Source organism: Enterobacter sp. ECC_219_Taxon_10 (genome assembly GCF_058354905.1).
Window position 1 is genome coordinate 2,173,291 of record NZ_CM178005.1, and the last position, 24,386, is coordinate 2,197,676.

The 24,386-nt window shown below is 56.2% G+C and carries 23 protein-coding genes; 10 read left to right on the top strand and 13 right to left on the bottom strand.

Annotation, left to right across the window (positions count from 1 at the left end):
• Positions 1 to 3 precede the first annotated feature (3 nt).
• The 4 genes from uspE to ogt all read right to left on the bottom strand — a co-directional run bounded on the left by uspE (position 4) and on the right by ogt (position 2,844).
• Positions 4 to 954 carry a universal stress protein UspE gene (uspE, locus tag AC4ICF_RS10425; RefSeq protein WP_028012944.1) on the bottom strand — a complete coding sequence of 317 codons (951 nt, stop codon included), beginning with the start codon at positions 952 to 954 and terminating at the stop codon, positions 4 to 6.
• Between the two features lie 109 nt (positions 955 to 1,063).
• On the bottom strand, positions 1,064 to 1,246 hold the full coding sequence (locus AC4ICF_RS10430; protein WP_014883604.1) for a hypothetical protein: 183 nt from the start codon (positions 1,244 to 1,246) through the stop codon (positions 1,064 to 1,066).
• 146 nt (positions 1,247 to 1,392) lie between these two features.
• Positions 1,393 to 2,145 (bottom strand): fumarate/nitrate reduction transcriptional regulator Fnr, encoded by a 753-nt coding sequence (gene fnr, locus AC4ICF_RS10435; protein WP_006174991.1) that lies wholly within the window; start codon positions 2,143 to 2,145, stop codon positions 1,393 to 1,395.
• Between the two features lie 183 nt (positions 2,146 to 2,328).
• A complete protein-coding gene (gene ogt / locus AC4ICF_RS10440) occupies positions 2,329 to 2,844 on the bottom strand; it encodes a methylated-DNA--[protein]-cysteine S-methyltransferase (RefSeq protein ID WP_233002432.1) in 516 nt (171 codons plus the stop codon).
• A 168-nt stretch (positions 2,845 to 3,012) separates the two neighbouring features.
• Here ogt and AC4ICF_RS10445 point away from each other — a divergent pair, with 168 nt between their 5' ends.
• The 4 genes from AC4ICF_RS10445 to smrA all read left to right on the top strand — a co-directional run bounded on the left by AC4ICF_RS10445 (position 3,013) and on the right by smrA (position 6,747).
• Positions 3,013 to 3,378 carry a GtrA family protein gene (locus AC4ICF_RS10445; protein ID WP_316379002.1) on the top strand — a complete coding sequence of 122 codons (366 nt, stop codon included), beginning with the start codon at positions 3,013 to 3,015 and terminating at the stop codon, positions 3,376 to 3,378.
• A 2-nt stretch (positions 3,379 to 3,380) separates the two neighbouring features.
• Positions 3,381 to 4,319, top strand: a complete 939-nt coding sequence (locus AC4ICF_RS10450; protein ID WP_269837395.1) for a glycosyltransferase family 2 protein — start codon at positions 3,381 to 3,383, stop codon at positions 4,317 to 4,319.
• Positions 4,303 to 5,817: a glucosyltransferase domain-containing protein gene (locus AC4ICF_RS10455; RefSeq protein WP_316379301.1), complete on the top strand. Its 1,515-nt coding sequence runs from the start codon at positions 4,303 to 4,305 to the stop codon at positions 5,815 to 5,817. The genes AC4ICF_RS10450 and AC4ICF_RS10455 overlap by 17 nt, the downstream gene beginning before the upstream one ends.
• 366 nt (positions 5,818 to 6,183) lie before the next feature.
• Positions 6,184 to 6,747 carry a DNA endonuclease SmrA gene (gene smrA / locus AC4ICF_RS10460; RefSeq protein WP_116340295.1) on the top strand — a complete coding sequence of 188 codons (564 nt, stop codon included), beginning with the start codon at positions 6,184 to 6,186 and terminating at the stop codon, positions 6,745 to 6,747.
• Positions 6,748 to 6,774: 27 nt separating this feature from the next.
• Here the strand turns inward: smrA and tcp are convergent, their stop codons facing one another.
• Positions 6,775 to 8,436 carry a methyl-accepting chemotaxis citrate transducer gene (gene tcp / locus AC4ICF_RS10465; protein ID WP_116340293.1) on the bottom strand — a complete coding sequence of 554 codons (1,662 nt, stop codon included), beginning with the start codon at positions 8,434 to 8,436 and terminating at the stop codon, positions 6,775 to 6,777.
• A gap of 144 nt (positions 8,437 to 8,580) precedes the next feature.
• Here tcp and AC4ICF_RS10470 point away from each other — a divergent pair, with 144 nt between their 5' ends.
• Positions 8,581 to 9,447 carry an aldo/keto reductase family oxidoreductase gene (locus AC4ICF_RS10470; RefSeq protein ID WP_028012953.1) on the top strand — a complete coding sequence of 289 codons (867 nt, stop codon included), beginning with the start codon at positions 8,581 to 8,583 and terminating at the stop codon, positions 9,445 to 9,447.
• Between the two features lie 46 nt (positions 9,448 to 9,493).
• Here AC4ICF_RS10470 and AC4ICF_RS10475 read toward each other — a convergent pair whose 3' ends face one another.
• Complete coding sequence (locus AC4ICF_RS10475; protein ID WP_192981471.1) at positions 9,494 to 9,694, bottom strand: hypothetical protein; 201 nt, start codon at positions 9,692 to 9,694, stop codon at positions 9,494 to 9,496.
• A gap of 311 nt (positions 9,695 to 10,005) precedes the next feature.
• Between AC4ICF_RS10475 and umuD the strand changes: the two genes are divergently transcribed.
• Complete coding sequence (gene umuD / locus AC4ICF_RS10480; protein ID WP_116340291.1) at positions 10,006 to 10,440, top strand: translesion error-prone DNA polymerase V autoproteolytic subunit; 435 nt, start codon at positions 10,006 to 10,008, stop codon at positions 10,438 to 10,440.
• Positions 10,424 to 11,686, top strand: a complete 1,263-nt coding sequence (gene umuC, locus AC4ICF_RS10485; protein WP_116340289.1) for a translesion error-prone DNA polymerase V subunit UmuC — start codon at positions 10,424 to 10,426, stop codon at positions 11,684 to 11,686. Before umuD ends, umuC begins: the two co-directional genes overlap by 17 nt.
• Positions 11,687 to 11,693: 7 nt before the next feature.
• Here the strand turns inward: umuC and AC4ICF_RS10490 are convergent, their stop codons facing one another.
• Positions 11,694 to 12,590: a LysR family transcriptional regulator gene (locus AC4ICF_RS10490; protein ID WP_192981468.1), complete on the bottom strand. Its 897-nt coding sequence runs from the start codon at positions 12,588 to 12,590 to the stop codon at positions 11,694 to 11,696.
• Between the two features lie 97 nt (positions 12,591 to 12,687).
• On the opposite strand from AC4ICF_RS10490, the gene AC4ICF_RS10495 reads away from it, so the two are divergent.
• Entirely contained in the window at positions 12,688 to 13,743 is a 1,056-nt protein-coding gene (locus AC4ICF_RS10495; RefSeq protein WP_316379004.1) for an SDR family oxidoreductase, read from the top strand.
• Between the two features lie 41 nt (positions 13,744 to 13,784).
• On the opposite strand, the gene AC4ICF_RS10500 is transcribed toward AC4ICF_RS10495, so the two are convergent.
• Entirely contained in the window at positions 13,785 to 14,765 is a 981-nt protein-coding gene (locus AC4ICF_RS10500; protein WP_166710934.1) for an NAD(P)H-dependent flavin oxidoreductase, read from the bottom strand.
• Positions 14,766 to 14,900: 135 nt separating this feature from the next.
• On the opposite strand from AC4ICF_RS10500, the gene AC4ICF_RS10505 reads away from it, so the two are divergent.
• Entirely contained in the window at positions 14,901 to 15,785 is an 885-nt protein-coding gene (locus tag AC4ICF_RS10505) for a LysR family transcriptional regulator (protein WP_116341146.1), read from the top strand.
• Here the strand turns inward: AC4ICF_RS10505 and AC4ICF_RS10510 are convergent.
• A complete protein-coding gene (locus AC4ICF_RS10510) occupies positions 15,757 to 17,211 on the bottom strand; it encodes an aminotransferase-like domain-containing protein (RefSeq protein ID WP_316379007.1) in 1,455 nt (484 codons plus the stop codon). The two genes, AC4ICF_RS10505 and AC4ICF_RS10510, sit on opposite strands and share 29 nt — an antisense overlap.
• A 96-nt stretch (positions 17,212 to 17,307) precedes the next feature.
• Here AC4ICF_RS10510 and AC4ICF_RS10515 point away from each other — a divergent pair, with 96 nt between their 5' ends.
• The gene (locus tag AC4ICF_RS10515) at positions 17,308 to 18,075 is read left to right on the top strand and encodes an arylamine N-acetyltransferase family protein (RefSeq protein WP_316379008.1); all 768 of its coding nucleotides are present in this window, start codon (positions 17,308 to 17,310) and stop codon (positions 18,073 to 18,075) included.
• Between the two features lie 22 nt (positions 18,076 to 18,097).
• Here the strand turns inward: AC4ICF_RS10515 and AC4ICF_RS10520 are convergent, their stop codons facing one another.
• From AC4ICF_RS10520 to AC4ICF_RS10535, 4 genes are all read right to left on the bottom strand, one after another.
• Complete coding sequence (locus tag AC4ICF_RS10520) at positions 18,098 to 21,175, bottom strand: efflux RND transporter permease subunit (protein ID WP_316379009.1); 3,078 nt, start codon at positions 21,173 to 21,175, stop codon at positions 18,098 to 18,100.
• Positions 21,172 to 22,320: an efflux RND transporter periplasmic adaptor subunit gene (locus AC4ICF_RS10525; protein ID WP_316379010.1), complete on the bottom strand. Its 1,149-nt coding sequence runs from the start codon at positions 22,318 to 22,320 to the stop codon at positions 21,172 to 21,174. The genes AC4ICF_RS10520 and AC4ICF_RS10525 overlap by 4 nt, the downstream gene beginning before the upstream one ends.
• A 78-nt stretch (positions 22,321 to 22,398) precedes the next feature.
• Entirely contained in the window at positions 22,399 to 23,595 is a 1,197-nt protein-coding gene (locus AC4ICF_RS10530; protein WP_192981456.1) for a sensor histidine kinase, read from the bottom strand.
• Positions 23,592 to 24,287, bottom strand: coding sequence for a response regulator (locus AC4ICF_RS10535; protein ID WP_316379011.1), 696 nt, complete (start codon positions 24,285 to 24,287; stop codon positions 23,592 to 23,594). Before AC4ICF_RS10535 ends, AC4ICF_RS10530 begins: the two co-directional genes overlap by 4 nt.
• Between the last annotated feature and the right edge of the window lie 99 nt (positions 24,288 to 24,386).

Sequence of the window (24,386 nt, forward strand, 5' to 3'; positions counted from 1 at the left end):
ACGTTAATCGTCTTCCGGGTCGTCCAGCTCAATCGGCGTCTGATACTCATCCGGCTTAATCACCAGCAGGTCGCAGCGCAGATGGTCGATCACCTGTTCGGCAGTGTTGCCGAGGAAAGCGGCAGAAATACCGGTCCGGCCAATGGTTCCCAGGACCACAATCCCGGCCTGCAGATGCTCGGCTAAATCCGGGATCACCTCTTCAGGCAGCCCTTTTTCCACGTGCGTCATGTTTTCGTCGATGCTGAACTTCTGGCGCAGCGCTTTCATCGCCAGCAGATGCTGGCCGCGGATGGCGTCGTTATAGACGCTAGGGTCAAATTCCGGCAGCTCGATGGCGATATTGATCGGGGTAACCGGATAGGCACCCACCAGATGCACTTCGGTGTGGTTGACCTGGTCAGCAAGCTGGATGGTCTCCTTCACCAGCTTTTCGTTGAGCGAATTGTGATAATCCTCTTCGCTCGCGAGGTTCACCGCCACAACGGCTTTCCCGCCTTCAGGCCACGGCTGGTCTTTCACCATCCAGACCGGGCAAGGGCATTTGCGCAGCAAATGCCAGTCGGTCGGGGTGAAGATCACGGATTCCAGCTTGTCGTGCTGGTGCGCCATCTTCAGCAGCAGGTCGTGCCCGCCGGCAACCACTTCCTGGATAATGGCTTCAAAAGGTCGGTTATGCCAGACCACTTTAATATCAATAGGCACACCCGCTTCCAGGTAATACTTCGCCTGTTCACGGATCCACGCGGTACGCTGGCTGATGACGCCCTGACGCATAGCGGTGCGCTCGTCAGGCGACAGAAGGGTGGTCATCTCATACGAGAAGTCATAGATCGGCAAAAACGCTTTGATTTTGCCACCAATCCGTTGATGTAAATACACAGCACGTCGTAATGCCGGCTGATCGTCCTGATTCGGATCGATAGCCACCAGCATGTTTTGATACTTTGCCATACAGGTCTCCTTACTACTGTCACCACAGTCTGTAATTAAAAGAGTAACCTATATATCCTGAATGAAACAGAGGGGAGCTTTTGCCAGATCAATAATTCATGAAAATTTATCAGAGGAAAAGCACGGTGGTTGTCACCGCGATAAACGCAATGAACAGCAGCACCATTACCGCTATCGCAAAGGTCGTGGAATCCTGAACGTAGGTTTTTTCCTCCCCCTTCATTGGGCCGACAAGCATGATCCAGATGAAGATAAAGGTCACAGAGGCAATCACGACTGAAACGAAAAACAAACTTTCTCTCAATTCATAACCTCAACGACAACCTTTCAGGCGCTGTGTAGGGACGTGCTACGGTGAAAATGTCTTGAAACGGGGGCGATTATACCAGACCAATAAATCACGTGAATTTATCAGTCTGGTTATCAGCATGCGGAGAGTTATGCCACGTTGCGGGCGTGCCCGGCAAGAACGGCCAGCGCTTCACCGTTTTCGATAGTGATGTATTTACCCTTAACGGCCAGCATACCGCTCTTCTGGAAACGGCCCAGCAGACGGCTGATGGTTTCCACGGTCAGGCCCAGGTAGTTACCGATATCGCCACGGGTCATAGTCAGACGGAACTCACGCGGCGAGAAACCGCGCTCGGCGAAGCGGCGGGAGAGGTTATAGATAAACGCGGCCAGGCGCTCTTCTGCATTCTTTTTGGAAAGCAGCAGAATCATGTCCTGATCGCCTTTGATCTCACCGCTCATCAGACGCATCATCTGCTGACGCAGATTAGGCATCTTGCCGGACAGATCGTCCAGGGTTTCAAACGGGATTTCGCAAACCATCGAGGTTTCGAGTGCCTGAGCAAAGCTCGGGTGGTGGCCAGTGCCGATGGCATCAAAGCCCACCAGATCGCCAGCCAGATGGAAGCCGGTGATCTGCTCGTCACCCTGTTCGGTGATGGTGTAGCTCTTGATGGTGCCAGAACGGATTGCATAGAGCGATTTCAGTTCGTCTCCCGCTTTAAACAGCGTCTGCCCTTTCTGAATAGGCTTTTTGCGCTCGATGATGTTATCAAGCTGATCGAGTTCATGCTCATTCAGGGTAAACGGGATACAGAGCTGGCTGATGCTGCAATCCTGGCAATGGATAGCACAACCGCCAGACTGAATGCGTCGTATAATTCGCTTTTCCGGGATCATAGGTTTGCTCAAGCCTTAATTGATATTGGTCAATTTTAACATCTTTTTGGTAAGTACGTAAGCCTGACAAACCCTCAATAAGGACAAGTGGCGACATTGTGTCGCCATCTTCTTGAAATTCCACAGCTTGATTATGGATTTTTAGTCTAACCGGTAGAAAATTAAGCACAAAAAGCCTGGGAACTAGAGTAAGAGATACCCTTCGTGACGCAGCAACCACTCTTTTCGCTGCACGCCGCCGGCATAGCCGGTCATGGTGCCGTTGCGGCCGATGACCCGATGGCAGGGAACCACAATGCTGACAGGGTTGGAGCCATTGGCAGCACCCACCGCGCGTGCGGCGCCCGCGCGACCTAGCTGCTCCGCGAGCTGACCATAATGCATGACCTGCCCGCACGGAATCGACCGCAGCGCCTGCCACACTTCCCGCTGAAAAGGCGTGCCTGCTGTGGCGGTTGGCAGAGTATCAATGATGCTGAGATCGCCTTCGAAATAGGCGCTGAGCTTATCGCACAACCCCCCCGGGTTAACCGCATTCCGGCGCTGATAGCCTTCTTTACTGTAATGGATGGCGAGCAGCACCTCCATGCGATCGCTGTGCTCTTGCCACTCTACAGCTCTTAAGCGGTACTGTTCATCACATATGACCCATAGCGGCCCCAGCGGCGTGGGGATCAATTCCTGCAATAGCGTTAGCATAAGCGATACCTGAATAACCAAAGCCATTATCATGTCGGGAAATTTCGGGATGTTCAAGATGTTGCGAGGGAACAAGAGGGGTAGTTTTTCAGATTATATTTACATGCAGGAGGAATAATTTCCGAAGGCGTTAGCATATACTATGGATAATTGTGTCTGGGATTAATTATGCGTGCGTCCTTATATTTATTCATTCGGTTTGTCTCCGTCGGTGTGCTGAATACCGCTATTCATGCCGCTGTATTTCTCCTGACCTTTTTTTTATTTTCATTTTCGCAAAGCCTGGCTAACGTAACTGCTTTTTTTGTTGCGGCATCATTTAGTTTTGTTGCTAACGCTACCTGGACGTTCAAAAAAAAAAGGACCTTACATAAATATCTGCTTTTTGTCATGGCGATGGCGTGTCTGGCGTGGTTGACGGGCAAGCTGGCGGAGGTTGCCGGACTTCCCGCTTTATTCACGTTACTCACGTTCTCTTCTGTCAGCATGGTGCTCGGCTTTTTACTTTCTAAACGTTTTATATTCAGGGATTGAATATGGTTATCTCACTTGTGATTCCCGTTTTTAATGAGGAACAGGCTATTCCACTGTTTTTCAACGCGCTGCGATGCGAGCCCCTCCTGGCTCATTACTCGCTTGAACTGATTTTTGTCGACGACGGTAGTCGCGATAATACTGTCCAGGCGATCCGCCGGGAAACGTTTCCCGGCAGCGTTCGTCTTGTCGAGTTTAGCCGTAACTTTGGCAAAGAGGCTGCACTGTTGGCCGGGTTGCGGGCGGCAACGGGCGACGCGGTGATCCCTGTTGATGTAGATTTACAGGATCCTGTTCACGTCATACCTGCGCTTATTTCGCGCTGGCAGGACGGGTTTGATACCGTGCTTGCCCAGCGCATCGATCGCCGATGTGATACCTGGCTAAAACGAAAAACGGCACAGTGGTTTTATCGAGCACATAATCAAATTAGCTCACCAGGCATTGTGGAGAACGTTGGCGATTTCAGGCTCCTGTCACGTGAGACGGTAAACGCGATTCTTCAATTACCAGAAAGAACGCTTTTTATGAAAGGCTTGCTTTCGTGGACAGGAGGAAAAACCACGGTTGTGGCTTATTCCCGTGATCCCCGCCGTACGGGGATCAGCAAATTCAACGGTTGGAAATTATGGAGGCTGGCGGTGGAAGGCATTACCTCATTTTCCATTTTTCCGCTCCAGCTATGGACTTACCTGGGTTTTTTTATCGCCACCCTTTCTATGACTTACGCTCTATGGATGATTATCGATAAACTCATCTGGGGAAATGATGTCCCAGGCTATCCATCATTAATGGTGGCGATTTTATTTATTGGCGGCGTGCAGCTAGTCAGTATTGGTGTACTGGGTGAATATATCGGCAGGATTTTTATCGAGGTAAAAGGTCGCCCGCGTTATATTCTTAAGCAAGGAAGTGAAGGGTGTGATGATGTTAAAAAATAATGCGGCAATGTTGGGGTTATTCGCACTTTGTGCTTTTATTTATTTTTTCCCCGCTCTGAGCCAAACCTATCTGTTCAATGATGATATTGGGCGTAATGCATTAGGTTACGGCAGGTACGAATTCACAGGTTTAGGTGAATATGCTGACAGCGGTCGTCCGGCCGCGGAAATCCTCATTCGCTTGCTCTCCGGGTGGATCGGTCGTTCAACCGACGTTGTGGCTATTAACCTTGCACCGTTAACCAAACTCATTAGCGCTATGTGCGTGGCGAGCGTAGCGTGGATTGTCTATCAAAGAATCATCAAGGAAGCGACATGGAGCGGTTTTCTGGTCTGCCTGACGGTCGTCTTCTCTCCCTGGTTTATTCATTGTATCCAGTACAGCTTTGACTCAGTGTCAATGGGAGCCGCATTGCTTCTGACTGCGCTTCCATTTATTGGTAAACGTAACTGGCGCGGCTATCTGTTCTTCTATGGCTGCTATTTTCTTTCTCTCTGTTTTTATCAGCTTTTCCTGGTTGCCTCGTTTTTGATTATCGCGGTTTTTCTGTTAAAAGAGTTTTTTGACACCGGAACCTTAAGTCTTGCCACGCGGCAGCACGCCGGGAATGTCATCATTACGTTATTTGCTGGATTTGTTACGTATAAAGTATTTATTCTGCTGCTGCCGCTAAGGGAGTACGTATTAATTCACAGCAAAATGCTGACGCTGAGTATTATTTTCCCTGCGCAGGTTTCTACTCATCTCCGGTATCTTCTGGATGTGTTTTTTTCGCCATTTTACGGTACGGCCGGAGTGGTTCTCATCATATTATTTATGTTTTCCATCGCGGGTGTGATCGTGGCGGCAACGCGTATTCAGCGTAACAGATGGCTCTGTCTAACGATCTATTTGTTATCCTGCGTGCTTGGACTGCTGATGGCGTTGCTACCCCAGGCACTGTTGCGTGCTCCTCTTTATGCGGGAAGGGCGATGGCGGGGAACCAGTTCGTGATGCTTATTTGGTTCTTCCCATTGCTTTATCTGCCGAAGATAATGCTTAAATATCTTTGCGTGGGCTGGGTAATTTTCTTTACGTTGATGGCAAGCCTTAATGCGGCGATTACCGGCGCTATTCTGGCACAATATCAGTATGAAGATCGGTTGCTTGACGTAATTTTAAACTACCCGGTCAATGATACATTGCCTGAGAAAATATTTTTGGTTGCACCATATTACGCGAAAGATCGTGTCTGGCTACGTCAGGCGAGCAACGTTCGCGCTAATTTCCCCTATACAAAATATATTTTGCATAATACCTTTATTTTAAATGCCAGTATCTGGCCAACCCGCCAGGCGCAGTTATACAATAGAGATATACTTATCAAAAAAGTAAAAAATGATGGTTCTTTCTGTCAGTGGAAAGACAAACTGGTCAGGCAAGAATTTACCATGTATGTCAAGGGGGATGTACGCTACGTTGACTTTGACAAAACAGCATGCAATAAATCGTTATAAATAGCAGCGAAAAAAACTGGGCCTGCCGACATCGTCAGGCCCATGAACACACAGCAGTGCTTCCTTTCGCAAGCCCACTTTGCTTTTTTCCCTTACAGCAGGTTTTTTATATATAGCATACGCGCCGGAAAATGACAGCGTGTTTACTGATTGAATTCACAAAATTTTAACTTAAATTTGAATTTTAAGTGTCGTAAAATTTTAGTTAAGCCTTGTTAAAGATAATCATTCCGCAAATATGTTTAGCGCTTTTAAAATATGGCTTCCCCGGTAATTAAACCGCTCTTCTCCATGTACCCGTTTGTCATTGAGCCCGTTATCCTCTATGGGTATAGTACGTCTCTCAGATGTAGCCGGAGGATTTCCATGAACCCTGACGACAAATCTCTTTTTCTTGACGCCATGGAGGATGTCCAGCCCCTGAAGCGCTGCACCGATATCCACTGGCAGCAAAGCCGTAATACCCGGGCTCGCCAGGACATCGATACCGAACAGCTCGACAACTTTCTGACCCTGGGTTTCCTTGAGCTATTGCCCCTTGACGAGCCGCTGGCTTTTCAGCGCGAAGGCGTTCAGCAGGGCGTTATTGATAAGCTGCGTTCGGGTAAATACTCCCGACAGGCCAGCCTGAATCTGTTGCGCCAGCCTGCTGAACGCTGCCGCCAGATGCTGTATTCCTTTATTCGTCAGGCCAGTCGTGACGGACTACGTAACCTGATCGTCATTCACGGGAAAGGGCGCGAGCAGAATTCGCACCCTAATGTGGTGCGCAGCTATCTTGCTCGCTGGTTAACCGAGTTCGAGGAAGTGCAGGCTTTCTGCGTGGCGCTGCCGCATCACGGCGGCAGCGGGGCATGCTATGTTTCCCTGCGAAAATCCGATGAAGCAAAACAGGACAACTGGGAGCGGCACGCCAAGCGCAGCCGCTAGCGGGCGATATCTTCGCCCGCCTGAGGCTTAAAACGTTTCCCAGTTACTGTCGGGGGTGGCGGTTGCCGTTGCCGGACGCAGCAGCTGCGGCGTTTTAACGTTGGCCGGGCGCGGGGCGGTGGCGTTGACTTTACCGTTCAGGCGAAACGCGGCCACGGCCTGGCGCAGCTGTTCGGACTGGTCTTCCAGCGCCGCTGCCGCCGTGGCGGACTGCTGCACCAGCGCGGCGTTTTGCTGCGTCACGCTGTCCATCTGCGACACGGCGAGGCTCACCTGCTCAATACCGCGGCTCTGCTCGTCGGACGCGGACGAAATCTCGCCCATGATATCGGTCACGCGGGTGACGGCGGCGACAATCTCCTTCATGGTGGTGCCAGCCTCGCTGACCTGCTCAGAACCGGTGTTCACCCGGCTGACGGAGTTCTCGATAAGCCCTTTAATCTCTTTCGCCGCCTGCGCGCTGCGGCTGGCCAGCGTACGGACTTCACCGGCGACAACCGCAAACCCGCGGCCTTGCTCGCCGGCGCGCGCGGCTTCCACCGCGGCGTTAAGCGCCAGAATGTTGGTCTGGAACGCAATGCTATCAATCACGCCGGTAATATGGGCGATTTGCTGCGAACTGTTGGCAATTTCGTTCATGGTGCGAACCACGTTATCCACGACGTGGCCGCCGCGAGCCGCTGTTTCAGAGGCGTTCTTCGCCAGCAACGTCGCCTGACGGGCGTTATCGGAGTTCTGTTTAACCGTCGCGGTCAGCTCTTCCATGCTGGCGGCAGTTTCTTCGAGCGAGGCAGCCTGCTCTTCGGTGCGGGCGGAGAGATCGTTGCTCCCTGCGGCAATTTCACCCGCGCCGGTGTAGATGGAATCGGTGCTACCGCGCACGGCGCTGACGGTGGTTACCAGCGATTGCTGCATCTCATGCAGGCCGGCGGCCAGCTGACCCATTTCATTGCGGCCAGAGAGGGCGATATTCTGCGTCAGGTCGCCTCCGGCAATGGCGCGAATATGGTTCATGATGGCGTTGAGCGGTTTTAACAGCAGGTGCTGTAAACCCTGCCAGATCACCACCAGAACGGCAATAACGGCCAGGAAAATAGCTGCCAGCGTCCACTGCATCTGGGTGAAGCTGCTCTGGTTCTCTTCGGTTGCCGCTTTCAGCAGCGTGTTGTTTTCGGCGCGCCAGCGGTTGTAGACCGCTTCCATATCGTCCTGAGCCTGCTGAGCGTCCAGATCGCCATAGGCCTGATAGTTGTCGGCACGCAGATACTCAATCGACAAACGCATCACTTCATGCATCTGATTCCAGGATTTCTGCATCTCGTCGGTTAACGCCGCATTCTGGCCGTTAACCTGCGGCATTTTCTGCCATTCTTTGTTATAGGTTTCCGCTTTAGCCAGAGAGTCGCCTGCGGTGCCGAGCAGTTTGTTAATTGCGGCAAGGGATGCCGGATCGCGCTGGTTTTTCAGGTAGCGAATTGCCACGCGGGTGACGGTGACGCGCGTTTTCACCAGCGTGTTCACGCTGTCGCTCAGGCTTTCCTGCTGGGCATTCAGCACGCCGGAGTTCTGGAAGTTATGGCGATCGTTGCTGACGGCAGAGTAGAACAACCCTCCCGTGACAACTTGCAGCAGACAGAATATGGTGAGGGCAAAGATAATTCCGGTAATCACGTGCAGATTTTTCAGCATAGCGGTCGTCCGTTAGAAAAGATGCAGAGGTACACCAATACTATCGTCGTATAGAATTTAAACTTTAATTTAACTCGCGCTTAACTTAGGGCTTCGGTCAGGAACCTGTTGTAAATCCGGATCATTTTGATGAGGAAGGTTAATATGAGCAGCATTGATAAAAGCGGGACGTACGCGCTCGGAACGCGAACGGTTAAACGACTGGGCTACGGGGCGATGCAGCTTGCCGGGCCGGGCGTGTTTGGCCCGCCGAAGGATAAACAAGCCGCGTTGGACGTGCTGCGCGAAGCCGTGGCGGCGGGCGTGAACCATATTGATACCAGCGATTTTTATGGTCCGCATGTGACGAACCAGCTGATCCGCGAGGCGCTTCATCCTTACCGGGACGATCTCACCCTCGTCACCAAGATCGGCGCCCGCCGTGATGACAAAGGGGCCTGGCTGCCCGCTTTTTCCGCGCAGGAACTGACTCAGGCGGTGCATGACAACCTGCGTAATCTGAAGCTGGATGTGCTGGACGTGGTGAATCTGCGGATCATGTTTAGCGCACACGGCCCTGCGGAGGGATCGATTGCTGAACCGCTTTCCACCCTCGCAGAATTACAGCAGCAAGGCCTGGTGCGCCACATTGGCCTGAGTAACGTCACGGCCACGCAGGTGGCGGAAGCGCGGAAGATGGTGCAGGTCGTCTGCGTGCAGAACATGTACAACATTGTGAACCGCGGCGACGATGCGCTGGTAGATTTACTGGCGCAGCAGGGGATTGCGTATGTGCCGTTCTTCCCACTGGGAGGCTTTACGCCACTGCAATCTACCGGCCTGCAGGCCGTCGCGGATTCCCTGGGCGCAACGGCGATGCAGGTTGCGCTTGCATGGCTGTTGCAACGGTCGCCGAACATCCTGCTGATCCCCGGTACTTCATCCGTGGCGCATCTGCGGCAAAACCTTGCGGCGGGAGAGGTGCAATTGCCGCCTGAAGCACTTGAAAAACTGAATGCTCTGATGGGTTAATCACGGCATGGGCAAAGTCGGAAGGACACCTCCAGACTTTGCTCGATCAGACTCCGCATTGACTTTGCTGTCTGTGAAGCGCTAACGCTTCTGCCACAATCTCCTGCTTGCTTTTACGCGTCTCAAAGGCGGTGATTCTGATGTATTCCATCAGCTCAGGCTCAATGCGGGCGCTCAACATCCTGAGATCGGCCTCCTTTGCTAAACCACGGGCAACTCGCTTGTCGGGATAGTCACGGGCTGGCATAGAAAACGTCCTCCAAAAGTCTTGATAATTCGTGCCCTAAAATATGCGTCACTCTTATATAAAAGTCAATTGATAGTGTTTCTGTAGTGATTTGTCGATCTTTCGTTTTTCACTTAAAGTGATTTTAAAGTGTTTGAATGACTTTCTTATGACTTCTGTTTAACCCATCTGCGACCGCCCGCACAAGAGGTTGCTGAATTAAATCCGCTCAAACTTCAAGGCGTTTGCGGTCTTTGTCGGAAATGACCTTGATCCTGTGCCGGAATCCGTAATACTGTGTTTATATACAGTATCTGGCGAGAAAGGCATTTATGGACACTCTCTTTTCTTATCATCCAAAACAACCTATTGAATTACCTCTCTATCTTGAGCGCGTTGCCTGTGGCTTCCCAAGCCCTGCGCAGGATTATGTGGAGGATCGTCTCGATCTTAACCGGCTGGCAGTCAGGCACCCCAGTGCGACTTACTTTATCAAAGTGAGCGGGGACTCCATGATCGACGCGGGGATTAGCGACGGCGATCTGCTGGTGGTCGACCGTTCGTTGAATGCTGAACATGGGGATATCGTTGTGGCGTCGGTCGCCGGTGAGTTCACGGTGAAAGAGCTACAGACCCGTCCGGTTCTGCGACTGTTGCCGCGTAATGCCCGCTATCAGCCGATCGCCTTTCAGTCCGAAGAGGAGCTGCAAATCTTCGGTGTCGTCACTCATACGCTTAAAACGCATAAACATGTTCGCGCTGGTTGATGTGAATAGTTTCTATGCCTCCTGCGAGAGGGTGTTTCGCCCCGATCTGGTGGGTAAACCCATCGTGGTGGTGTCCAATAACGACGGCTGCATTATTTCGTTGTCGCGAGAGGCAAAGCAGTTCGGCATAAAAATGGGGGAGCCCTATTTTAAATTCAAAGAGAAGGGTTATCCGTCGCGGGTTTACGTCTTTAGCTCGAACTATGCGCTGTATGCCGACCTCAGCAGCCGGGTGATGCAAACGCTGACCGATCTCGCGCCGGCCATTGAGATCTACTCCATTGATGAAGCATTTGTGAACGTTTCGGGTGTCAGCAACTGCCTGTCGCTGGAAGCATTCGGTCATCAGATGCGTACGCAGGTCTTCAAAAACACTGGCTTAACCGTTGGCGTCGGGATTGCGCCGACCAAAACGCTGGCGAAGCTGGCCAACTATGCGGCGAAGCGGTGGTCAGCCACCGGGGGCGTGGTCGATCTCTCGGATCGTGAACGGCAGCGTAAGCTGCTGGCAAAGGTTCCGGTGGAGGAGGTGTGGGGAGTAGGACGACGCATCACGAAAAAGCTCAACGCGATGGGGATTACCACGGCGCTGGAGCTGGCGGAAGCGTCATCCTGGGTCATCCGCAAACATTTTAACGTGGTTATGGAGCGCACGGCACGCGAGCTTCGCGGTGAGCCCTGCCTCGATCTGGAAGAGTTTACCCCTACGAAGCAGCAAATTATCTGTAGCCGCTCGTTTGGACACCGTATTACGCAGTACGAGGAGATGCACCAGGCCATTTGCGCCTATGCGGAACGCGCAGCAGAGAAACTGCGCGGCGAGCATCAATACTGTCGTTTTATCAGCGTGTTTGTACGCACCAGCCCGCACGCGGACAACGAAATTTATTACGGCAATCAGGCTTCCGTCACCCTGATGACGCCCACCAATGACTCGCGCGATATCATCCGCGCCGCCACGGAGGCGCTGGGGCGTATCTGGCTTGACGGGTATCGCTATATGAAAGCCGGGGTCATGCTGGCGGACTTTTTCAGCAGCGGCGTCGCTCAGCTTAACTTGTTTGACGATAACCGCCCGAGCGCCAACAGTGCGGCGCTGATGGAGACGATCGACAGCCTGAATCATTCCGGCAAAGGGAAGATATGGTTTGCCGGGCAGGGGATTGAGAAATCCTGGGCGATGAAGCGTGAGATGCTGTCGCCGGCTTATACGACGCGGTACGCGGATTTACCGGTGGCGCGGTAGGATGCGGTTATTTTGCGGGGGCGTGCTCCGCGATCTCAATCAGCAATTGCTCAATCACGCCGACGACGCTTCGCACGCGTTGCGGAATAAAGCGGGCGTCAGGATAGACGGCATAGAGAACGCGATCGGGCAACCGCCAGTCGGGCAATACCGGCACCAGCGTGCCGGTTTTCAGCGCCCTGGCCGCAAGCGGTCGCTGCATACCGCCGATACCGATGCCCGCCTCCAGCGCCCGTAGCAGCGCGTCGCTGGTGTTGGCGCGGAAAACGGTATTCACTTTTACTTCGATCGCTTCTTCATCCGTGATGAGCCGCAGGGGGGCATCCAGCGGGATGCCGCTAAAGCGCACGTGGGGCAGCGTGGTCAGCTCGCTCACGTCGTGCACCGCCTGAAAGCCGGGGGCGGCAAACAGCGCGCTTTCAATACGCGCCAGCACGCGGGCCGCATGCGCCTGCGGGGGCTCACTGCCCAGCCTAATCGCGACGTCCACGCCCTCCGTCACCAGGTCTGCAAGGCGGTCATCAAGAGAAAGCCTGAGATGTAATTCTGGATGCAGGCGCTGCAGCTCCAGTAGATGTGGCAAGACGATCTGCCCCAGGCCGCTCGGCAGCTGGACATGAACGCTTCCCTGAAATTGATGATCGACCGGCGCCAGCCGTCCCTCCGCTTCCCGCATGGCGTCCAGCAGCAGCTGCATGTCGCGGCGGTAACGTTCTCCCTGTTCGGTCAGCTTCATTGCACGCGTTGTTCGGTGCAGTAACACCACGCCCAGTTCTTGTTCAAGGGCGGCGATCTGCTGGCTGACGGCGGACTGCTTCATCCCGCTCCGACGGGCTGCGGCAGAAAAAGAGCCTGCGTCCGCGACGCAAAGAAAGGTGGAAATGGCGTTGAGCTTATTATTCATTTAATGGTTTTTCTGATAAGTGCTATCGGATGGAGGGGATATTCACTAAAAAAATAATATATGACACTGCATCTGTCACCCTTTCTGGAGAAACACGATGGATAAGATGCAGCAACAAAATGTCGCCCTGGTCGCGGGCGCGAGCGGAATTGTCGGCAGACAGCTTGTTAAAACGCTTCTGCACAATGGATGGGAAGCGATCGGCCTGAGCCGTCAGGCGTTATCCCATCCTGACGGCATTCCAGTGGTGAACGTCGATTTGCTGGATGCTAAGGACAGCGCGCGGGCGCTGCAATCGCTGAGCAGGGTTACCCATCTCTTTTACAGCGCCTGGGTGAACGCCGCGAACTGGACAGAGATGGTTGAGCCGAACGTCACTATGCTGCGTAACCTGGTCAGCACCCTCGAAAAAACGGCACCTTTGCAGACGGTCAGCCTGATGCAGGGCTACAAAGTGTATGGCGCACACCTGGGGCCGTTTAAAACTCCGGCTCGCGAAAGCGATCCTGGCGTGCCCGGTGCCGAATTTAACGCCGCGCAGCTCGCGTGGCTCAGCCAGTATCAGCGTGGAAAACGCTGGCACTGGAATGCCATTCGGCCGGGCGTGGTGGGAAGCGCGGTGCCCGGTAATACCATGAACCTTGCGCTGAGTATCGCCCTCTATGCCTCTTTGTGTAAGGCGCTGGGGTTACCGCTGCGTTTTCCCGGTTCGGAACAGACCTGGCACAGCATTGTGGATTATACCGATGCCGGACTGCTGGCGGAGGCCACGCTGTGGGCGGCCACGTCACCGGCGGCACATAATCAGGCGTTCAACGTGAATAATGGCGATATCTGGCGCTGGAGCGAGCTGTGGCCGCGCATTGCCCGCTGGTTTGAACTGGACTCTGCGCCGCCGGTGAGGCTGTCGTTTCACCAGTTGTTTACGGACTATCGCGGCGTATGGCGCGATCTTGCCGGGGAAGGGCTGGTGGAAGCGGATATTTTGCAGCTGAGCGATGGGCAGTTTGCCGATTTCGTCTTCAGCTGGAACTACGACATGTTTGGTGACGGGAGCAAGCTGCGGCGGTCGGGCTTCACGCGGATGCAGGCGACGGATGAGATGTTTTTCAGCCTGTTCGCGCAGCTGAGAGCGGCGCGGATTATTCCCTGATAAATCTGGGCGTCCAGGTGCAAGCCAGGACGCCGGGGGATTTACTCAACCGTTAAGGCATTAACAACCTCGGCCACGCTTTTCACGCTGCGGATGTTCCCAATCCCCGTGCCGAGCGCGATATAGCCTTCATCGGTATTATCTTCCAGCATGCCCAGGCGCAGACCCCGTAATCCTCCCATCGCCTTGCCCAGCGCTTCGTTGCTTGCGCCTGCTTTATCCATCGACGCCAGTTTTTCCGCCAGCTTGCCGGGAAGAGCGCGGTAGTAATGGGGCACGGTGCGGAAAAGCAGCAAATCGAGACCGTTGGCAGCAACAATTTTCTCTTTGACTCCCTGCGGCACGCGGCTTTCTTCCGTGCTGATAAAGACCGACCCGGCAAACACGCCTTCCGCGCCTAATGCATGGGCCGCTCTGGCGGTGCGATTATCGGTAATGCCGCCCGCGGCCATCACCGGGATGTGCTTCACGGCATCGGCAATCAGCGGCACGATGGAAAAGGTGCCAAGCACCGTTGCGGGTAACGTTCCGCCCTCATCAAAACCGGTAGCAACAATAATGTCAGCCCCCATTTCTTCTGCGAGGCGGGTGTTCTCCGGCGTTGGATTGATGTCGCGGTAGATAATGGCGATACCCGCCTCTTTTAACTCGCTGAACAGCGCGGGAATAATGCTGCCTTCCCCGTAGCCCGTATACACCACGGCCCTGACGCCTTCGTCTTTCACCACCTGAAGAATAGGCCCAGTCCAGACGTCATTAACGGCCGTGGGGATCAGGTTCACGCCAAACGGTTTTTCGGTCAGCCGTTTGGTTTTACGAATTTCTTCGCGCATTTTTTCGGCGGTCTCTTCCGGCGTGGAGACCGCCGTGTCGGCGGTTAAACCGGCATTGGGCCCCAGCACGCCGAGCCCGCCGGCATTGCTGACCGCGGCGACCAGGCGGGCATCCGTGAGCCAGGATAACGGCCCCTGAATAACAGGTTTTTCGATACCCAGGATCTGACAAATACGGTTATTTTTCATAGCAGACTCTCCCTTACGTTTGAATGGGGAAGAGTGTAGGGCGCAGGATTGTTAGGAAAAATAGCCAAAAAAATTCATCACTGTTATAAAATTAATAACAATAACGTTATTCTGATCGCGGCAAAAGCATCCCTTATGCAAATAAACCTCTTTGAAGCTATTCGAATTTTTATTGAAATTGTCGAGTCGGGGAGCCTGACCCAGGCTGCGGAAAATCTGCAGGTCCATCGCCCGGCGGTCACCAAAGCGTTACAGCTTCTGGAGCAGCACAGCGGCACGCGTTTGCTGCAGCGAACAACGCGTCGAATCAGTCTGACGCCGGATGGCGATGCGTTTTATCGCCGGAGTAAACCTCTGCTGGCGCAGGCGGACGAATTACTGGAGTCGTTTGGTACGGACCGGGCAATACACGGTCAGCTGCGTGTGGATATGCCGGTCTCTTTTGCAACGCTGCGGGTGATCCCTAATCTGCCTGATTTTTATCGGCAGCATCCTGAAATCGACATCATTCTGAGCAGCTCTGACCGCCGTCGGGATATGCTCAGGGACGGTCTTGACTGCGTGCTGCGGGTGGGAGAGCTGGAGGACGGCGAGTATATCGCGCGTAAAATCGGGAACATCAACATCACGACCTGCGCCAGCCCGGCCTGGCTGGCAAAACACGGTACGCCAGAAACGCCGGATGATTTACGCAAACATCAGGCCATCAACTGGATTAATAACCGCAGCAGACACATTCAGCCGTGGACGTTTACCACGCCGGAAGGCATCGCGGAGATTACCCTGCCCGGTAAGCTTGTCGTGGATAACTCCGAAGCCTACATTGCGGCTGGCCTTGCCGGGCTGGGGTTAATGCAGGGGATGAATCTTTTTCTCCAGCCTTACATTGACCGCGGTCTTCTGGTTGAAGTCTTGCCAGACTATCGCTCGCCCGACCGCAAGCTGTCGCTGCTCTATCCACACCGTCACCTCTCCCGCAAGGTGCGGGTCTTTACCGAGTGGCTGGAGAGTCTGGTGTGAAAGCGGCCAGCTCGTGACACAGCGCGCCAATCTGGTCCACGGCGTTCAGCAGGCGGGGCGTGGGTTCGTTTGCGCAGTTCAGCCGCAGAAAATGCGTTAACTCTGATCTCGGGGAAAACAGGGGGCCAGGGCTGACGCCGATGCCCAGCGCCAGCGCGCGACGGTGCACCTCCAGCGCACTGACCTGCTGAGGCAGTTCTACCCACAGCAGGAAACCGGCTGCGGGTACGCTAACGCGCGTGCCGGGTGGGAAGCTGGCCTCGACCCGCGCGACAACGGCGTGGATCCCCTCTGCGACCCGGCGCTTTAGCCTCCGGAGATGGCGATCGTAGTCGCCGCTTGCCAGCATCTCGCTGGTTGCGGCTTCCAGCAGCGGCGTGCCGGCCCAGTCTCCGACCATGCGGGCCTGTAAGACCTGCGGGTGGTAGCGTCCGGCGGCAATCCAGCCGATTCGCCAGCCCGGCGCAAGCGTTTTTGACAGGGAACTGCAGTAAATCACATTCCCGCTCTGGTCGAACGCCTTGCAGGCCGGAGGACGTTGCCCCTCGCCGACCAGGTCACCGTAAACATCATCCTCAATCAAAGGAATTTCTGCCTCTTCAAGCAGGGCAACCAGTTCCTGCTTGCGCGCGACGGGCATGCTGGCACCCAACGGGTTTTGCACGGTGGGCGAGGCCAGAACCGCAGCAGGGCGGTGGCAGCGAATGGCGTCTGCCAGCGGTTCCAGCAGCAGGCCTTCGACAGGGTCGGTGGGGATAGCTAAGGCCTTCAGGCCTAAATCCTCCAGCAGCAGGAGCGTGCCAAAGTAGGCGGGCTCCTCAATCGCCACGACATCACCTGGCTGACACACGGCCCGAAGGGCCAGGCGCAGCGCCTGCGTCGCACCTGCGGTAATAATCAGATCGTCTGCGCCGAACCGGGCTCCCCACTGTGCAGAACGCGCGGCAATCTTACTTCGCAAATCCCCTCTTCCCGGAGGCAGGCTGTAGCTCTGTCCATGCGCGTCCAGACGACGACCCGCAGAGTGCAGAGCCCGCTGCAGCGCATCTCCCGGCAGCCACGCGGGATCGGGCAGGGCGGCGCCCAGCGGGATCAGCCTGGCTTCTGCACTGCTGAACAGCGACCGGGCCACGGCGGACATGGTGACGGGAACCGGGCCAGGTGAGGAACGTGCGGGCTCCACGCGCGGAGGCAGGCTGGTCTGGCGGATGTAATAACCTGAACGCGGGCGCGCAACAATCAGCCCTTCAGCCTCAAGGCAGCGAAGGGCCTCCAGCGCCGTCGGAAGGCTAACGTGCTCGCGCTCGGCCAGTTTACGTGCGGAGATCATCCTGTCACCGGCGCGCAGCGCGCCAGAGGTCAGCGTGAGGCGCAGCATCTCAGCAATTCGGCGATAGTGTGGGGACGACTGGGACGGGGCGGACATGGGGATCTGTTCAGGCTAATTTTCGATAAAACTGACTATACAGCCAATGATGCACGCCATCTATAGTGTCCGGCATGTTCAGGACAAGGAGGCATTATGCACAGCGATAATTTCAACATTTCCACCTATTTCAAACGCATAAACTACACCGGACCGGCGACTGCCGATACGGCCACTCTGCATGCGCTGATGCGCCATCAGCTCTTTTCCGTTCCCTTTGAGAATCTGGACGTGCAGGCGGGTAAAATTGTCTCGCTGGCGCCAGACGACATTGCCGATAAGGTGTTAACGCAGGGGCGCGGCGGCTACTGCTATGAGGTGAACGGGCTTTTTGCCATGGCGCTGGCGGCGTTAGGGATACCTTACCGTTTCGTGGCGGCGCGGCCGATGTTCTACCCCGTGCGGCGACCTAAAACCCATATGGCGCTCATCGCTGAGGTAGATAGCCGACTGTGGCTTTGCGACCTCGGGTTTGGCAGCTACGGTATTCGTGCGCCGATGGCGCTGGACACGCTTGATGTGGATATCACGCAGGATTTCGACACGTTTCGACTAAGCCGCAGCGCGGAGGGCGAATATCTGCTTGAGGCGAAGGTGGAGGGAGAATGGGCCCGGCAGTATGGCTTTGATCTCACGCCTCAGGAATGGATTGATTTTGTTCCGGCCAACTACCTTAACTCCACGCACCCGAATGCGATCTTTGTGCAGAAGCGGGTGGTGGTGCAGCATCGCCCTGAAGGACGCCTGATTTTACTGGGCGATGTGCTGAAAACCATCACGGCGAACGGCACTGAAACGCGGCAACTGGCGGAGGAGGAAATCCACCAGGTCCTGAAAGACCGTTTTGCGCTGACCGCCGCGTAATCAGCCGGGAAACGGTGGAGCCTCAGCGCAGTCCGTCTTCTGTGGCGTTGCGCTGATCTCCCCACTGTAACAGCAGGCTAAACGACGTGGGTAACACGGTCAGCGTCACCAGCGTCGCAGACAGCAGCCCGCCGATAATGGCATAGGCCATTGGGCCCCAGAATACCTGGTGAGAAATGGGGATCATGCCCAGAATGGCGGCACAGGCGGTCAGACAGATGGGCCTGGCCCGGTGTTCCGCAGCCGCCATAATCGCGGCATCGTTTGTCATCCCCTGAGCAAGATTGCTGTCAACCTCGCTAATCAATATCACCGCGTTACGCACGATCATCCCCGCCAGTGCGATGACGCCCAGCAGCGCGACAAACCCCATCGGCGTTCCGCCGGGCAGCATAGCCAGCACGATCCCCGGTAAACCAAACGGGGCCATCAGGAGTGCCAGCAGCATCCGGGAATATCGCCGCAACTGAAGCATCAGCAGCAACAGCATGATGACCAGCGTCACCGGAAGAACGGTGAAGACGGAGCTGTTCCCCTTATCCGATTCGGCAACCGCGCCGCCTTCTTCAATGCTGTAACCTGCCGGCAGGCTCGCGCGAAGTTTATCGACCGCCGGACGCAGCGCTGCAGATACCGCTTCAGCCTTCAGCCCCGGGGCAAGATCCGTTTGCACCGTGATAAAGGGCACGCGTTGCCGACGCCAGATGACCGGATCGTCCACGCCCCAGACCGGCGTCGCGACGGCGCTGAGCGGAATTTTTTTACCGTCATTCCCCTGGATCGTGAGCGAGGAGAGGGTGGCGGTGCTGTGACGTGCATCGTCCGTGGCCCGGAGCACCACGTCGACAAGGCGGTCGTTATCCCTGATAGACGTGACAACGCTGCCGGACCAGACGGTATTCATCGTGCGGGCGAGGCTCTCTGATGATATTCCCGCCGCCCTGGCCGCCGTCTGATTCACCTCAAGGGTTATGACCCTCTCCGGCTCTCCGGCCGTCTGGTTAACGTCGCGTGAGAACGGGGACTGCCCAATCGCGTCCGTGAGACGGTTCGCAAACGCCCGAACCTGCAGATAGTCAGGCCCGCTCACCCGGTATTTGATTGGCCAGCCGACGGGGGGCCCCAGCTCAAGGGGCGACACGCGCGTGATGATATCGCTAAACTGCGTCGCCATGATCCTGTTGAGCTGCGCATGCAGACGATCCCGCGCCTCAAGATCCTTAGCCACCACAACCATCTGGGCGATATTTTCATTTTCCAGCAGCACGTCCATCGGCAGGTAAAAACGGATGGCGCCGGACCCGACGTACGTCGAATAGCGATTGATGTTGCCGTTGCCTGCCAGCGCCTTTTCCAGCTTTTCCACCTCTCTTAGCGTTTCCGCCTGCGACGCGTTGGCCGGAAGCGTCAGGCTGACCAGCAGCTCAGGCCGGTCCGAGGCGGGGAAGAACTCGCCCTGCATAAATGTCGTGCCGTACGCTGACAGCCCCAGCGCGAAAAGCGCAATCAGTACGGTAGCGAGCCGGTGGCGCAGTGCCAGGCGTAAAAGCCGTCCGTACCCGCGCGCGATCCTTCCGGGGCCCGCCGCGTGATGTCTGACTTTTTCCGGCAGCAGCCACGTACCCGTCAGCGGCGAAAACAGGATCGCGACAGCCCAGGAACAGAGCAGGGCAATGAGCACCACGGCAAACAGGGAAAAACAGTATTCACCGGCGCTGGAGGCCGCAAAACCAACGGGAATAAAACCGGCAATCATCACCAGGGTACCGGTGAGCATCGGGAAGGCCGTCGTTTTGAATGCATGGGTGGCCGCATGCCGACGGGAATCCCCCGCTTCCAGCCGGGAGACCATCGTTTCGACGGCGATCATGGCGTCATCCACCAGCAGGCCCAGGGCAATAATCAGCGCCCCGAGCGAGATGCGCTGAAGGCCAATGCCGGCGAACATCATGCCGGCAAACGTCATGGCGAGCACCAGCGGGATGGCCGTCGCCACCACCAGCCCGGCCCGTAAACCCAGTGAGACAAATGAAACCGCCAGCACGATAATAACGGCTTCGATAAGCACCCGGATAAACCCACTTACCGCGTCACTGACCACCGCTGACTGATCGGCGACTTTCACCATCTCGATACCGTGCGGCAGCCCGGCGCTGAGGGCCGCCATTCTGGCGTTCAGCGCAGCACCGAAACGCAGCATGTTGCCCGTTGGCGCCATCGACACCGCCAGCCCGATAGCCGGTTTGCCGTTCACCCGGTAGGCCGGGGCCGGTGGCTCGGCGATTTCCCGGGTGACGGTGGCAATGTCGGTCAGCGGTATATAGCGATTGTTCACGTGCAGCGTGACGGCCCGTAAACTCTCTTCGGTCGTGAGCGCCCCGCTGACTTTTATCGCCATGTTCTCCTGTCCGGTACGCATAGTGCCTGCCGGGACAACCGCGTTCTGCGCCCGGAGGGCGTCGGCGATCGTCTGAATATCGAGCCCCATCCCGGCCAGGCGTGCTGGAGAAAAGGCGAGAACCCACTGCTCCTGCTGTTCGCCCAGCAGGGTTGTTTTGCCCATATCCGGCAGGGACATAAGCTCGCGTCGTAAGGTCTCTACGCGATCCCGCACCTCCCGCAGGGTGAAACCTTCGGGAATAAAGGCATAAATTGTGCCGAACGTGTCGTCAAATTCGTCGTCCACGGCAGGAACCTGCACCCCTTCAGGCAGGGACGGCGCGATGTCCTGCATTTTTTTGCGAACCTGATACCAGATGTCCGGCACGCTTTGCGGGGGCGTATCGTCACGGAGGTTGACATGGATAACGGTGCGTCCGGCCCGGGTTTCACTTTCGAGATAGTCCAGCCAGGGTGTTTCCTGCAGCTTTTTTTCAAGCGTATCGGTCAGCAGGCGGGTGGTATCCGCCACGGATGCTCCCGGCCACTGCGCGGAGACGACGGCCGTTTTAATGGTAAAAGCCGGATCTTCGTTACGCGGCAACTTCTCATAGCAGAACACGCCCATCGCAATCACCAGCAGCATAAAAAAGCTGACCATCTGCTGGTTCTTCAGCGCCCAGGCGGAGAGGTTAAATTTGGCTTCCTGTCCTGTGTTCATGGCTGAACCTCTCCGGCCATCACCGGCTCGCCGGACCGCAATGTGCTCACGCCCGCGGTAATCACCCGATCGCCGGGCTCAAGGCCGGAGGCAATCATGACGGAGGTAGCCGTATAGCTCGCGGGTACCACCACGCGCAGCTGCGCCCGCGACTGCGGGGTAATCACAAAAACCGCCGGTTTGTCGCCGGCACGGGTCAGCGCGGATGCGGGAAGGGTGTACCCGTGCGGGGCTGACGATGGCAACGTGACGGTAACGCTGGCACCCAGCGCCATGGCCGACGGCGGGTTTTGCAGGGTGGCTCTGACGCGCCAGGTGCGGGTCTGAGGATCGGCCTGCGGGGTGATATCCCGCAGCACGGCAGACGCCTGTACTGACGGGTCGCTGAGAAGGGAAACCCGCAACACCGCCTTATCAAGAGGCGGGAACGCATCGGGAGTGGCAATATCAAACATCACATCGCGTTCTTCCCCGGTCGCCAGCGTCAGCACGGACTGACCGTCGCTGACAACCTGTCCCGCAGAGGCGTTCACGGCCGTGATGATGCCCGCTTGTGGCGCGATCAGGCGCGTCCAGCCGAGGCTTTCGCGGGCATTTCGCCGCGCGGCCTCGCTGCTTTTTAAGCGCGCGCGGGCGACAAGCCAGTCCGCACGGGCGCTGTCGAGCTGCGTGCGGGCTATTGCCCCCGTTGGCATGAGTTTTTGCATTCGACTGACGTTAAGCGCGGCGACCTGCGCGGAGGCTTTGGCGCCTTCATAGTCGGCCTCAGCGCTGTCGAGCTGATTCTGCCCGGTCGTATTGTCAAGCGTGGCCAGCAGTTGTCCGGCAGTGACCCGGTCGCCAATATCAACGCTGCGCGTCAGTATCCGACCCCCGGTACGAAAGCTCAGGGTCGTTTCATCGTGGGCATGGATCTCACCGGTTCTTTCCAGCGCGGGAAGGGTTTGATCGGTGCCAACGACGACGTAGCGTACCGCCCGTGCAGGAACGGGCTTATTTTCGTGTTTATCACCACAGCCGGTCAGCGGAAAAATCGCCAGCGCAAGCAGGGCCAGGGGAAGAAAATGCAGCCAGGAAAGGGTGCGCGCCACGCCGTACAAATGATGCAGGCAGTGGCGGAGGGAGAGAAAAAATTCGTCTGACATAACGCCGCTCCATAAAGGGAATGGCGTTATTAAATGCGCGCTACGTCGAGAAAGATTCGATGTTCTGTCAAGGCTTTATCAAGAGTGGCGATTTTCATTATCGGACGGATGCCAGGGCAGCAAAATGCGCACGGCGAGGCCGCCGGTTTCCGGTAATGACGCGCTAATCTCACCCCCATGCGCCTGACAAATCGCCCGTGCGATGGACAAGCCGAGGCCGCTGCCGCCGGAATGCCGCGCGCGGGACTGCTCCTCGCGGCTAAAACGTTTAAACATTTCCGGTAAAAACTGGGGCGATACGCCCGGCCCGTCATCGGTAAATTCAAGGGTGTAATGCCCGCGTGCGTAGTACAGTGCCACCTCAAGGTGGCCGCCATCGCGTCCGTAACGTAGCGCATTTTCCATGAGGATAGTAACGACCTGTCCCAGGCGGAACGCATCGCCTCTGAAGGGGCAGGTACGCGGGTTACGAAGGATTATCCGGAAATTATGCGCATCAGCCTGGGGCATGATCCAGGCTGCCCGCTCCTGAATCAGCTCATCCAGACAGAACGGCTGGTCCTCCAGCACAAGGTTACCCGCGTCGGCCAACGAGAGAAGGTGGAGCTCATCGGTGAGGCGGTTGAGGTGCTGGAGCTGTTTCATCACCATGCCCAGCTGCGCCGGGCTGGCATCAAACACGCCGTCTAACATGCCTTGCAGACGCCCAATGGCGGCCGTCAGGGGCGAGCGCAGCTCGTGCGCCATCGCGACGTGTGAGGCGCGGAGCTCTTTTTCATAGCGGGCGAGTTGCCCCGTCATGGAGTTAAAATCGGTCGCAAAGCTGACCATTTCCGCCGGTGCATCCTTGATGAGCTCTGCCTGACGGCCAAACTGCCCGTCGGCGACATCCTTTGCTGCATCGCGAAGGCGGCTGAACTGCTGCGCCAGCGGCCGGGCGTGTTTTAGCCCCATCACCACAATAAACGGGATCATTACCAGCACCAGCAGGGCCACCGTGACCCAGTCGGCTGAGGCGATAGACGGCGTGGAGTAGCTCAGGCCCCACCAGGTGTCCACAATCGTGTGGAAGCGGGCCGGATTGGCCTGCGGGTTCTGGCTGAGCGTAAGAAACTCCTGCCGGACCGCCGCTGGCATTTTGCCCATTATCCAGTAGTTCTGCACCGCATAACGTAGCCACATGCAGGTGGCAATGACGATCACGCTGCCGATGGCCAGCGCTAAGATGCGGGCGCAAATCCAGCGCCACAGAGACGAGTGCCGGTTTTTTATCATGGCTGTCTGAACCTGTAACCCACGCCGCGAACGTTGATCAGCACGCCGGAAATACCCGCCACTTCGAGTTTTTTACGCAGGTTATAAATATGGGTGTCCACCACGCGCTCCAGCGCCTCGCTTTCCGGCAAGCAGTGTTCCAGTAAATACTGGCGGGAGAACGGGTGCGCAGGAGAACGCAGCAGCGTTGCCAGAATCGAGAATTCCGTTGGCGTAAGATCGAGCATCACAGGCGCGTCGCTGCCGTTATCCACGCTCGCCACAATGGCGCCCACATCCACCTCCAGCGTTTGCCAGCGAAGGATCGCTTCGTCTGTCTCTTTTTTACTGCTGCGCCGCAGCACCGCCTGTACCCGAGCCACCACTTCCCCCGGATGATAAGGCTTCACAACGTAATCATCGGCACCGTACCGCAGGGCCCCAATGCGGTCGGGGGTATCCCCCATGGCCGTGACCATAATCACCGGCACATCGCTTTTACGGCGCACACCAGCCAGCACCTCGGTGCCGTTAAGCCCCGGCAGCATCACGTCCAGCAGGATGAGGTCGGGCTTCCACCGCTGCGCCATATCCAACCCGGAAAGACCGTCTCCGGTAATGGTCACGTCGTAATTTTCACGCCGTAAATAGGCTTCGAGCACGCCAGCCGCATCGGCGTCATCTTCAATAATCAGCACTCTTCTGGACAACATCCGTTCACCTTGACCATTTCTTAACACTATCCCGACGATTCATTGATTCAGCCAAATCATACTGCGCCAACATTATGTGGCCGCCCCTGTATCAGGTGA

Coding starts and splice junctions, on each gene's coding strand:
- uspE (WP_028012944.1), bottom strand. CDS start 954: ATGGCAAAGTATCAAAACATGCTGGTGGCTATCGATCCGAATCAGGAC.
- fnr (WP_006174991.1), bottom strand. CDS start 2,145: ATGATCCCGGAAAAGCGAATTATACGACGCATTCAGTCTGGCGGTTGT.
- ogt (WP_233002432.1), bottom strand. CDS start 2,844: ATGCTAACGCTATTGCAGGAATTGATCCCCACGCCGCTGGGGCCGCTA.
- AC4ICF_RS10445 (WP_316379002.1), top strand. CDS start 3,013: ATGCGTGCGTCCTTATATTTATTCATTCGGTTTGTCTCCGTCGGTGTG.
- AC4ICF_RS10450 (WP_269837395.1), top strand. CDS start 3,381: ATGGTTATCTCACTTGTGATTCCCGTTTTTAATGAGGAACAGGCTATT.
- AC4ICF_RS10455 (WP_316379301.1), top strand. CDS start 4,303: ATGATGTTAAAAAATAATGCGGCAATGTTGGGGTTATTCGCACTTTGT.
- smrA (WP_116340295.1), top strand. CDS start 6,184: ATGAACCCTGACGACAAATCTCTTTTTCTTGACGCCATGGAGGATGTC.
- tcp (WP_116340293.1), bottom strand. CDS start 8,436: ATGCTGAAAAATCTGCACGTGATTACCGGAATTATCTTTGCCCTCACC.
- AC4ICF_RS10470 (WP_028012953.1), top strand. CDS start 8,581: ATGAGCAGCATTGATAAAAGCGGGACGTACGCGCTCGGAACGCGAACG.
- AC4ICF_RS10475 (WP_192981471.1), bottom strand. CDS start 9,694: ATGCCAGCCCGTGACTATCCCGACAAGCGAGTTGCCCGTGGTTTAGCA.
- umuD (WP_116340291.1), top strand. CDS start 10,006: ATGGACACTCTCTTTTCTTATCATCCAAAACAACCTATTGAATTACCT.
- umuC (WP_116340289.1), top strand. CDS start 10,424: ATGTTCGCGCTGGTTGATGTGAATAGTTTCTATGCCTCCTGCGAGAGG.
- AC4ICF_RS10490 (WP_192981468.1), bottom strand. CDS start 12,590: ATGAATAATAAGCTCAACGCCATTTCCACCTTTCTTTGCGTCGCGGAC.
- AC4ICF_RS10495 (WP_316379004.1), top strand. CDS start 12,688: ATGGATAAGATGCAGCAACAAAATGTCGCCCTGGTCGCGGGCGCGAGC.
- AC4ICF_RS10500 (WP_166710934.1), bottom strand. CDS start 14,765: ATGAAAAATAACCGTATTTGTCAGATCCTGGGTATCGAAAAACCTGTT.
- AC4ICF_RS10505 (WP_116341146.1), top strand. CDS start 14,901: ATGCAAATAAACCTCTTTGAAGCTATTCGAATTTTTATTGAAATTGTC.
- AC4ICF_RS10510 (WP_316379007.1), bottom strand. CDS start 17,211: ATGTCCGCCCCGTCCCAGTCGTCCCCACACTATCGCCGAATTGCTGAG.
- AC4ICF_RS10515 (WP_316379008.1), top strand. CDS start 17,308: ATGCACAGCGATAATTTCAACATTTCCACCTATTTCAAACGCATAAAC.
- AC4ICF_RS10520 (WP_316379009.1), bottom strand. CDS start 21,175: ATGAACACAGGACAGGAAGCCAAATTTAACCTCTCCGCCTGGGCGCTG.
- AC4ICF_RS10525 (WP_316379010.1), bottom strand. CDS start 22,320: ATGTCAGACGAATTTTTTCTCTCCCTCCGCCACTGCCTGCATCATTTG.
- AC4ICF_RS10530 (WP_192981456.1), bottom strand. CDS start 23,595: ATGATAAAAAACCGGCACTCGTCTCTGTGGCGCTGGATTTGCGCCCGC.
- AC4ICF_RS10535 (WP_316379011.1), bottom strand. CDS start 24,287: ATGTTGTCCAGAAGAGTGCTGATTATTGAAGATGACGCCGATGCGGCT.